The sequence below is a fragment of the Candidatus Tisiphia endosymbiont of Nemotelus uliginosus genome, from assembly GCF_964264835.1.
Lineage (GTDB): Bacteria > Pseudomonadota > Alphaproteobacteria > Rickettsiales > Rickettsiaceae > Tisiphia.
Genome location: NZ_OZ183485.1, coordinates 1 through 11,265 on the forward strand (window position 1 = coordinate 1; position 11,265 = coordinate 11,265).

At 30.4% G+C, this 11,265-nt stretch carries 9 protein-coding genes and 1 pseudogene; 9 read left to right on the forward strand and 1 reads right to left on the reverse strand.

The genetic code is table 11. From position 1 onward, the window contains the following. From ACFELV_RS00005 to ACFELV_RS00020, 4 genes are all read left to right on the forward strand, one after another. Positions 1-757: hypothetical protein (locus ACFELV_RS00005; RefSeq protein ID WP_375326196.1), on the forward strand; the 757-nt coding region annotated here is incomplete at its 5' end. Positions 758-759: 2 nt separating this feature from the next. Beyond that, on the forward strand, positions 760-1,734 hold the full coding sequence (locus ACFELV_RS00010) for a glycosyltransferase family 2 protein (RefSeq protein WP_375326197.1): 975 nt from the start codon (positions 760-762) through the stop codon (positions 1,732-1,734). A 343-nt stretch (positions 1,735-2,077) separates the two neighbouring features. Further along, positions 2,078-2,815 carry an ABC transporter ATP-binding protein gene (locus tag ACFELV_RS00015; protein WP_375326198.1) on the forward strand — a complete coding sequence of 246 codons (738 nt, stop codon included), beginning with the start codon at positions 2,078-2,080 and terminating at the stop codon, positions 2,813-2,815. 1 nt (position 2,816) lies between these two features. After that, complete coding sequence (locus tag ACFELV_RS00020; protein ID WP_375326199.1) at positions 2,817-3,593, forward strand: ABC transporter permease; 777 nt, start codon at positions 2,817-2,819, stop codon at positions 3,591-3,593. Positions 3,594-3,641: 48 nt separating this feature from the next. Here ACFELV_RS00020 and ACFELV_RS00025 read toward each other — a convergent pair whose 3' ends face one another. Continuing rightward, positions 3,642-3,785, reverse strand: coding sequence for a hypothetical protein (locus ACFELV_RS00025; protein ID WP_375326200.1), 144 nt, complete (start codon positions 3,783-3,785; stop codon positions 3,642-3,644). 159 nt (positions 3,786-3,944) lie between these two features. On the opposite strand from ACFELV_RS00025, the gene ACFELV_RS00030 reads away from it, so the two are divergent. From ACFELV_RS00030 to secD, 5 genes and pseudogenes are all read left to right on the forward strand, one after another. Continuing rightward, positions 3,945-6,869: a Tn3 family transposase gene (locus ACFELV_RS00030; protein ID WP_375326201.1), complete on the forward strand. Its 2,925-nt coding sequence runs from the start codon at positions 3,945-3,947 to the stop codon at positions 6,867-6,869. Continuing rightward, a complete protein-coding gene (locus ACFELV_RS00035) occupies positions 6,866-7,579 on the forward strand; it encodes a tyrosine-type recombinase/integrase (protein WP_375326202.1) in 714 nt (237 codons plus the stop codon). The genes ACFELV_RS00030 and ACFELV_RS00035 overlap by 4 nt, the downstream gene beginning before the upstream one ends. Before the next feature lie 21 nt (positions 7,580-7,600). Next, positions 7,601-8,836, forward strand: a pseudogene (locus ACFELV_RS00040) (Ppx/GppA family phosphatase); the annotation flags it as partial. Positions 8,837-9,192: 356 nt separating this feature from the next. After that, entirely contained in the window at positions 9,193-9,597 is a 405-nt protein-coding gene (yajC, locus tag ACFELV_RS00045) for a preprotein translocase subunit YajC (protein ID WP_375326203.1), read from the forward strand. After that, positions 9,594-11,144: a protein translocase subunit SecD gene (secD, locus tag ACFELV_RS00050; RefSeq protein WP_375326204.1), complete on the forward strand. Its 1,551-nt coding sequence runs from the start codon at positions 9,594-9,596 to the stop codon at positions 11,142-11,144. The genes yajC and secD overlap by 4 nt, the downstream gene beginning before the upstream one ends. Positions 11,145-11,265: the final 121 nt, after the last annotated feature.

An 11,265-nucleotide genomic window follows, 5' to 3' on the forward strand; every position in this document is an offset into this window, starting at 1 on the left:
AAATTCACCACCTAAAAAATTACTGATTTTTCTTACAGTATTGTTTATTATTTGTTCTATTTCTATAGGATTATTTGTTCATAAAAAATTAGAATATAGGATTCAATATTTAAGTATTTTAAAAATTGCAGAATATTTAACTAAGAATTTAAATAATGATGAAGTGGTTTTTGCATTTGATAGGAGTGACTTATATGACAAAGTACAGAATGCGAAAATTAATTTTTATCTTAATGATTCAACAGTGAGATATTTTGATATCGTTACTGCAAAAGAACTCTATAATGCTTTAAAAATAGATAAAGTAAAATATATTTTTACGGCAAGTTATAGGCCTTTTATCGTGAATAAATCTGCTTTTAATGAATTACTAGCTAATCATGCTTATACTGAAATTGTTGTTACAGAACAAAATTATACCCTATATAGGCTTAACTACGCTTTGCTAAATAAAAGTGATGTTAAAAAACTAAAAACTAGTATATTGATTAAAAATCAATATACTTATGTTAATCTAAAGCAAAATACTGAATATCTTGTAGATGTTATACAAATGTCAAAAGATTCAGATAATTTTTATACATTGCTTGCAACCGCAAATGGCTATAATTACGCCTATTTTACTCATAATGGATCTACAAAGTTTAGAGTTAAAACTCCTACTTTAGAAGGTGATAATGAGGCAGTGCTAACATTGTCTATTACTGCTAAAGACAAACCACTTCAGTTAAAGATTGATATATTTGAAGCAAATTAAAAATGTATAAAAATAAATTGATAGCGGTAGTTGTACCATGCTTTAATGAAGCAAAGCAAATTGGTAAAGTAGTTAATACAATGCCTAATTATATGGATCATATCATAATAATTGATGATAACAGCACAGATGAAACAAATTCTGTTATTAAAAAATTATCTATATCTGATCAAAGAATACATCTGATCACGCATGAGAAAAATCAAGGAGTGGGTGGAGCAATTGCTAGTGGCTATAAATGGGCTAGAGATAACAATATTGATATAACGGTTGTGATGGCAGGTGATGCTCAGATGGAACCGAGTCAAATGCCAAAGTTACTTGATCCAATAGTAGCTGATGCTTTTGACTACACAAAAGGAAACCGTTTAAAATATCCAAATGCTTATCATATTATTCCTAAAGTAAGATTTTTTGGAAATCAGATTCTTTCTTTCTTTACAAAAATAGCATCAGGCTATTGGCGAATCAGTGATGCCCAAAATGGCTATACTGCTATTAATCTTAGAGCTTTACAAGCAATAGATTGGGATAAGATGTACAAAAGATATGGGCAACCCAATGATTTATTGGTCAAGCTAAATATTGCAAATATGCGAGTTACCGACTGTATAATGGCTCCTATTTATGGCGTTGGCGAAGAATCGAAAATGAAAATAAGCAGGGTCTTTACCACACTCCCTATACTTCTTTTTAAGTTATTTTTGAAAAGAATTTTTGTAAAATATGTAATTCAAGATTTCAGTTTAATAGCACCACTTTTTTATTTAGGAATATTTAATTTAGCATTATTTTGCATTTTTTTTGCAAGAACGCTAATACTCTATGCATCTAATAGTTTCCCTGAGATCAGCTTTATCATATCTCTGTACTCACTCCAGATGGGTATTTTTTTAGTTTTAATAGGTATGTATTTCGATATGCAAGCAAATGAAAAGTTGCAAACTGATATTTTACCAACAAATGAGTTCAGATAGGCCTGTATTGCGCATTGCCTCAAGTAAAATCGAACCCGTTGATAACTGTTGCCTCAAATAAAAACTAACCCTATAATGAAATAGCAACATATTTACGAGGGAGTAAAATGGAGGTACGAATGAATCAATAAGCACGTATGGAAAAATGATACTATTTGAAAACGGAAAAAATGTTGCTACTAAAACAGGCGTATTACCTAAAAATACTATTAAAGAATGGATTAATTCTTCAATAAAGATATAAGTTCTTCTTAGATATATTACTACTGAATTCGCTATAACAAAGTTGTATCAAATTCAGGTTACACTAGTTCGCTTATCGTCAAGGAAATCAAATTTAACAATGAGTTATAAACCAGCATCTATCGATATAATTAACGGATATGTAGAAGGGATAAATACTCAACAACGAGTAGAAAGCTTAAAACAGTTTTTCATAAAAGGAGGAAAAATATTTCCTTCCTCAATTCCCATTTTAAATAAGATAAATTTTTCCTGTCAACAAGGAGAAAAGGTAGCTTTCATAGGAAATAATGGTTCAGGAAAAAGTTCTCTCCTTAAGGTTATAGCGGGTATTTATCCCTTAAAATCTGGAATACGTAAAGTATCTGGGGATTTTGCTGCTATCATTGAAATGGGAGTAGGAGTTGAATTAGAGCAAACTGGTAGAGAAAACATTAAAATGCTTATGCTCTATAATAATATGTTAAGTAAATATAGTAAAAAATTAGAAGAAGAAATTATAGAGTTTACTGAGCTAGGAGTAAAAATAGATTTACCTATAAAAAATTATAGCTCAGGAATGGTAGCAAGATTAGCATTTTCCGTATCTGTTTTTCAAGAAGCAGATATTCTTCTGCTAGACGAAGTGTTTGCTACTGGTGATAGTCATTTTATTGAAAAATCTACTAATTTTATGAAAAATAAGCTGCAAAATACGCCAATTTTAATATTGGTTAGTCATCAAGAAAATATCATAAAAGATAATTGTAATAGATGTGTTTTATTAAAAGAAGGTAGTGTGGTAGCAGATGGTAATCCAGATGCTATACTAAAAATTTATAATAGTGGAAATTACTAACATGCTAAGCTACCTTTGCTCTAAAAAATACTGGCAGTCAATTATATTATTAACACAAACTGCTATCACTCGGCAAAATAAAGATTCTTTTTTAGGTTCTTTATGGGGGTTAATTCAGCCTTTTGTGCAGATAATAATAATATCATATTTTTTTGGCTTTTTACTTAAGTTGCCCAAAGAACAATTAATTATGAATTTGGTAGGAGCCTTACCATTTTGGGTATTTATTGTTAGTAGTTTAAATATCACGTCAAATTCTATAATTGCTCGTTCTAGCATTATAAAAAAGGTAGTAATTTCTAGGACAATTTTTCCAGTGTCTGATAGCTTAGTGCAAGTTTATACTTTAGCCTATTCTTTTGTATCTATGTATATAGCCTTTATCATTTTATATCCCGAAAGATTTTCTATATGGATAATTTTTTTACCAATACTTGTGTTGCCATTAATAATTTGTGTAGTGAGTGCTTCTATCGCTTTTGCATTTTTAACACCATATATACGTGATGTTCCGCAACTATTAAACTTAATTTTAAATGTGGTATATTGGACTATACCAATAGTATATCCATATTCTCTAGTGCCCGAATCCAAAAGAATATTTTTTGAAATCAATCCAGTCTTTATTGTTATAAGGCCACTGCAATATTTGGTAACAGAAGGAAATATGCCTGATATATTTATGATCCTCAAATCCTTTATTGTAGCTATGATTGGTTCAGTGTTAAGTTATTTGGCCTATAGGTATTTGGCTAAAAATGTCATATATTACGTATGAATCTTGCTTTTAGCTTAGATTTTACTGACTTAAATAACTTAGATGGTCTTAGAAAACTAGATCAAGTTTTTCTACAATTCTTATACAACCACAGCCATACAGTTCTGTTGCATCTAACCTGAGTGCTTTAATGCCAAATTCCCCCTCACTTACAAATGGACCAGTGTTAAGGTAGCTGCGATGAGCCGCCACATTTAATGCAAAGTTCTAACTTTTTAAGTTCCTAAAAGAATATTGTTGACACTTTTTGATATTTATATTAAAAGATATAGCTCATAATATTTAATTATAGGTAGTATTGTTCGTAAATAGTACCGATATTAGGTATTCTAGGAATATACAAAATAATATATGTCAAATTTACTATCATTAGAAGATTTTAATCTATGCAACACAAAAACTGGTAAAATCAATCAACTAGCTTTTGGAGTAATGTTAATTTATTTTCGGTCTCACATTAAATTCCCTGCAGCAGAAGAAAAACCAATATCATTAAAATTAATATCAGCCATTGCTTCAGAGTTGGATATTGAAGAGTCTATTCTTTCAAAATTTAATTGGAGCGGTAGAACAGCCGAAAGATATCATCAGGATATTAGAAAATATTTGGGATATCGCCAAGCAAATAATAATGATGTTTTAATATTTACAGAATATCTAACAAATAATATTCTACCTCATTATCCATCTAATGAATTATTAATGGAGCAGACTAGGTTATTTTTTGACCAAAATAAAATTGTACTATTCAAGAAAAAACAGTTGGATCGTTATGTTGCTTCAGCAAAGCATCAATTTGAACAAAAATTTCTTGAAAAGATATTTAAAAGTTTAAGTCAAGATAACTGTTATTTGATTGAGCAAATCCTTGAACAAAGCGAACAGTCAAAGAATGGTATTATAGAATTATCAGAGTTAAAAAATGATATACCTGGGGTTAGGCTAAAAAATGTTAATTTTGCTTTGGATAAGATCGCTTTATTAAAACAAATTACTTTGCCCAAATCGATTGTAGATTTAGTAGATAGAAAATTACTGCTGAAATATTATGATCGTATCATGGCTTTATCGCCTAGTAATATTTTAGAGTTTAGCCCTGTGGCAAAATATGCGACTATGGCAATATTCTGTTATATAAGATTGCAGCTAATATTAGATAGTTTAGCTGATACATTAATTAAGCTTATAAAACGTATGCGTTCTAGTTCTGAAAAATACGTAGATAACTATATTGTAAAGGAGGTTAAGCGTGTTGATGGAAAATTTGATATTCTAGAGAAATTAGCATCTTTATCAATTAACAATCCTAAAAGTACAATTGAAGATAAGATTTACCCTGAAGTTTCTAAAGAAAAACTAGAAGCAATAATTACTGATTTACAGCAACGCGGTAAATGGTATCAACAACAGGTACAAAATAAGATTCATTCAAAGTATGCGTATGGAAGTAGAACCACACTACTACCAATACTACAAACTTTTCAGTTAAAAGAAGATAACTCTAGTTATCAACCGATTTTAAAAGCTGTTGAATTTATTAATAAGTACTGGAATGAATCAGACTCAGAGTATTATGAAACGGAGCCGCCTATTGAAGGTATAATACCTACAAATTGGCATCCAATGGTTGTTCAAGTAGATAAAGATGTGATTAAAGTTAATAAATATAACTATGAGCTTGCCGTTTTAGAAGAATTGAAGCGTTTTTTAAACTTCAAAGCAATATGGATTAAAAGAAGTTATCGATATAGAAATCCTGAAGAAGATATACCAAAAGATTTTGAACAAAAAAAGCAACAATATTATCAAGAACTTGGTCTACCTTTAGATGATAAGGAGTTTATTACAAAGTTACAAAATGCCTTAGAAAGGGGTTTAGAAAATCTAAATAGCAAAATACCTAATAATAATCTTGTTAAAATCAAGACAAGTACTGTTGGGAAGAATATTACTATTACCCCATCAGAAGCACAAAAAGATCCAAATAACATCATTGCACTACAAAAGGAAATTACAGGTAGGTGGTCAAGTATAAACCTTATTGATATTTTAAAAGAAACTGATCTACTTACCAATTTTACACAGCAAATGGAAACTATTGCTAAAAGTAGTAGTATTGAACCGTCAGGCCTTAGAAAAAGACTTTTATTGTGTTTATATGGTATAGGTAGCAATACAGGATTGAAGAGAATAAGTATTGCCAATGGTGATGTTAATTACAGCGATTTACGTTATATTAAGAAGAGGTATATTAATGCTACAAATGTTAGAAACTCTATTCGTCTAATTATTAACAATATTCTCAAAATACGTAATCCAGATATTTGGGGAGAAGCAACAACATCAGTAGCATGCGATTCAACAAAGATAAGTAGTTGGGATCAAAATCTTATTAATGAGTGGCATCACCGTTATCAAGGTCGAGGAGTAATGATTTATTGGCATGTTGATAAGAAATCATTATGTATTTATTCACAATTAAAAAGTTGTTCATCTTCAGAAGTAGGATCAATGATTAAAGGTATAATTGATCATGATACAGAGATGAACATGAACAGAGTATTTGTTGATACTCATGGTCAAAGTGTGATAGGTTTTGCTATTAGCTACTTACTTGATTTTGATTTACTACCTAGATTAAAAGCAATAAATAAACAAAAACTTTATGGGGTTGCATCTGGAGATAAATGGAAATACCAATATATTTCTGAAATAATTAAAGGTGGTATCAATTGGAAATTAATTGAGGAGAATTACAATGAAGTCGTTAAACATCTTGTAGCATTAAAATTGGGTATTGTAGAACCTGATGTATTAGTAAAACGTTTTAGTAATAATAATTACGAACATCCTGTATATAGAACTTTGTTAGAAATTGGTAAAGCAAATAAAAGTATTTTCCTATGTAAATACCTAGATTCAGAATATCTTAGAATTGAAATCAATGAAGGGTTGAATGTAGTAGAACGCTTAAATTATATAATGGATTTTATTTTCTATGGGAAACTAGGAGAGCTCACAACAAACAATATTGGTGATCAAGAATTATCAATATTATGTCTACATTTATTACAAGCTTGTATTGTCTATATTAATACTCTTCTTATTCAGCAAGTATTATCTGAGCCTCACTGGCGAAACAAACTGACTCCTGAAGATTACAGGGCATTAACACCGTTACTTTCAACGCATATTAATCCATACGGTTTGTTCCCAATTGATTTTAACCAACGTATATTAATATATTCGCAAGCTGGGTCGGGGTATTACCGATGACAATAATAAACCGTACTCCTGTAAGAGAAAAAGCCAAATACTTTTTGAAGGATTTAAAAAAGGAACAACCAGATTATAATTACTTGAGAGAATTATTTAGACATATTCGTAAAGAACTCGATATAACAGTAGACAATAGCACCACAAAGAAATTACCTTATGTACCAACAGAAGAGGAAATTAGTAAGTATTATAAGGCTGTATGGAAATCAAGAAATATGAAGCATGTAATAATTATTAAGACGTTACTTTATACTGGGGTACGAGTATCGGAATTGGTAAAAATAAAAATATCAGATATAGATTTAGATAGTTGTCAAATTAGAATTAACCACGGAAAGGGTAGTAAAGATAGAATAGTTCCGTTTCCTAATGCATTTACAGAAGTATTAGCTGTACACATTGAAAGTGCAAAGAAAAATAAGACAGTTTACCTATTTGAATCTAGTTGGAAGAAACCGTATTCTGATCGAGGTATTAGGAAAATATTAATGAATTACACAAAAGAAGCTGGCATTGAGAATTCAATATCACCACATAAATTACGGCATTTTCTTTTTACATGGATGAAGAAAAAAGGCGTGGATGATGCATTAATCCAACCTTATTCGGGGCATGATAGTCGTCAATCACTTGAAATATATTCAAAATTATCACTCGTAGACTGCCAACCAGAGTATGAAAAAAAGATTAAAGAATTCCCTGTTTAAATGTGGCGGCTCATCGCAGCTACCTTAACACTAGTCCAATACTTAACTCATATATTTGATAGATTAGCCGTAACCGATATTAAATGCGTTGCTACCGCCGTCCTGCGAGATCATCCAAAAGCAGAAGAATTCAAAAAAATTATTAAAAGAAAATTTAATATTGAAATTATCTCTGGTAATCGTGAAGCATATCTTACAGCGATAGGATTAATTTCAGGTATTAATGACGCCAATGGTTTAGCTGCTGATCTTGGAGGGGGGAGCTTAGAACTGGCAATTATCAAAGATAAAAAAGTAAGTGTTTTTAAATCGCTCCCTCTTGGAACCAGCTTAATTACCCAAAATTGTTTAAATGATATTAACTTAATTAGTCAAATTATCAAACAAGAATTTGAGACCTTATACTTTCCTAATGTATATTTGATAGGAGGTGCTCTAAGATTAATTGGGCGTTCGTACATGAAGTTTATACGGTATCCTCTTAAAAATTTGCATAATCTGGAGATAGATTATGAGGAATTTAAATTATATCTAGATAAATTGTCCTCTAATAGTAGTAAAGCTAAAATGCACTATGAAGCCAAGGTAAATCTTAATGCTATTATAGTAGCTAAAGCTATGTTAAATATTTTTGTCTCTAAAAAAGTGATAATTTCAAATTATGGTCTAAAAGAAGGGGTTAGATTTTATCACCTTCCTGCTCAAGAACAACAAAAAAATATTATTTATGAAAGAATTAAGACCTTAGTAAATTTTGATGAAAATAATTGTAAAATTCAAGATTATATAGAAATTATTAAGCCTATATTAATGAAGCCTGATTTAATTACTATAGGTATTATTAGTTTAGTAATAATGTTGGCAAGGCATAATAAAAATATTGATAAAACTCTACGTTCTAACTTTATTGTTGAGTTTATCTTAGCTTCAGATATTCCTTTCAGTCATCGCCAAAGATTAATGCTTAGTATTGCTCTTACTCTTACTTATACTTCAAAAAATAATACTTATATTAATAAGCTAGCAAAAAGAATGATCTGTAAATATGATTATTGTAATAGCTATATAATAGGTAATTTTGTTCGTATTGCTAGGGAGGTAGATGGGCCAGAATTTTCTTCTCCTTCCTTTTTTCTTAAATTACAAGCTAATAAATATATTGAAATTTCTACGGTTGAAATTTTACCACGGTCAGTATTTGCAAAAGTTTGTGGACACCTTAAAAATATAGGGCTATTACGAAAAAATATTTATTGAAATAGAATCATAACCAACTTATACTGCAAAGCTAAATTCTGGTGTAAGGGTGCTTCAGAAAGGAATTACTAATCAAAAGAAATTGCAATTGTGGATAAAAATAATTATTCTTACCCAAAATTATCTAATGAAATAAGGAAAGATGCCCCCTTGGAGTGCTACTCATTTGATCTTAAGAATTGGATTTTATTTGACAGAGGTGAGTACGGAAGTAACGTGCTAATACATGAGCATAGCTAAATACTTGATAAAATGAAAAAACAATTCTTGAAAGTCAATGAATATATCACTGAATTCTAGATAATTTATTATCCTGAACTCGCATCAGAACAGTAAGTAAAATACAGGAGAGTTATATGTTTTTAGACAGAGCCTATGCCGATAACGATAGAATATCACTACAAGAAGAACAAGCTCCACCCCAAGCAACTGAAGTTTCCCCATACTCTGCCTTGTCAAGTATGGTACCTCTGATATTGATTTTTGTTGTATTTTATTTTTTCTTAATTAGGCCTCAAGAGAAGCAGAAACGAGAAAAAAGCTCCTTAATTTCAACTGTTAAGAAAGGAGAAGAGATAGTGACTAATAGCGGTATCTATGGGATAGTAAGTAAAGTGAGTGATGCTAACGATATCATAGAATTAGAAATAGCTGAAAATGTTCGGATAAAAATGCTAAAATCTGCTATCTTAGATATTATTAGCCGTAATACCAAACAAGAGGTCATTAAAAGTAAAAAAAGCAAGGATAATAAACGGTGAAAAATATTCCTAAATGGAAAATATGGCTTTCTATTATATGTACAATAATAGCTTTTGTTTATGCTCTACCTAACTTTACTACTATAAGTACCAAATTATTGCCACCCCATAAAGTAAAACTAGGTCTTGATTTAAATGGAGGAGCGCATTTATTATTGGATGTGGATTTTAATATTTTTCTAAATGAAGTAATAGAAAATTTAAGTGATCATTTGCGAAAAAGTTTACGGGAAGAAAAAATAGGATACAAAAATCTTATAGTAAAGGATCATGCTGTACAATTTGAATTACGAAATAAAGAGCAATTAAATAGGGTAATAAAAATTATTCGTAAAATAGACGAAGAAATTATCGTGCAAGATAATGATAATAATATAAAATTTACCTACACTAATGCAAAGCTTCAAGAATTGCATGATAAAATTATTGCTCAATCAATTGAAATAATCAGAATGAGAGTTGACAACACCGGCACTAAAGAACCAAACATACAAAGGCAAGGAGATAACTATATCTTACTACAAGTACCTGGAGAAGACAACCCGCAACAACTTAAGAATATCCTTGGTCAAACTGCAAAATTAACATTTCATTTAGTAGATGAAACTGTTAATTCAGCACAACCCAACGGTAGCCTTATGCCCACTGGCACAATTTTAGTTAAGGGAGAAAATAATCAAACAGAATATTATCTCCCTATTAAGAAAAAAGCTATTATTACTGGCAATCAATTAACTAATGCTCAAGCTTCTTTTAATCAAAATTCGCAGCCCGTGGTAATGTTTGCTTTTAACAATATAGGAAGTAAATTATTTGCAGAAATCACTAAAAATAATCCGGGCAAAAGACTAGCTATTATACTTGATAATAAGTTATTAAGTGCTCCTGTAATTAATGAACCCATTCTTGGGGGGAGCGGAATAATTTCGGGGAATTTTACCGTTGAATCAGCTAATGAATTAGCATTACTATTAAGAGCAGGATCCCTGCCAGCTCCGTTAAAAATAATAGAAGAAAGAACTATTGGCCCTAACCTTGGAGTAGATTCTATAGAGGCAGGTATAAGAGCTGGAATCATTGGTTTTATTAGCGTAGTAATATTCATGGTATGGTCGTACGGAATTTTAGGAGTTTTTGCTAATTTAGCGCTAATATTAGCTTTACTTTATATCATAGCTTTATTATCTCTTCTCCAAGCTACTTTAACTTTACCCGGTATTGCTGGCATAATATTGACAATTGGCATGGCAGTAGATGCTAATGTACTTATATATGAAAGAATAAGAGAAGAAGTAGCTAAAAGTACTTCTAATTTATTTGCCATAAATATAGGATTTAAGTCTGCTTTCTCAACGATTCTGGATTCTAATATCACAACTTTAATAGTAGCGCTTTTGCTTTACATATTTGGTAGTGGAGCGATAAAAGGTTTTGCAGTTACTTTAACTATTGGTATAATCTCTTCTATGTTCTCTGCAATAATTATTACTAAATTGTTAATTGATATTTGGATGAAATACAGTAACCCCAAAACTTTAGGCTTATGAACTAAATTAATTTAATTATTAAACTTCTTGCATAATTCGTTTTTGGTAAGGAATTTGTAGGAGACACGGAACTTAGAGCTGCAGCCTACTTAAATAATTACTCTAAATAATAAAGAGCGGT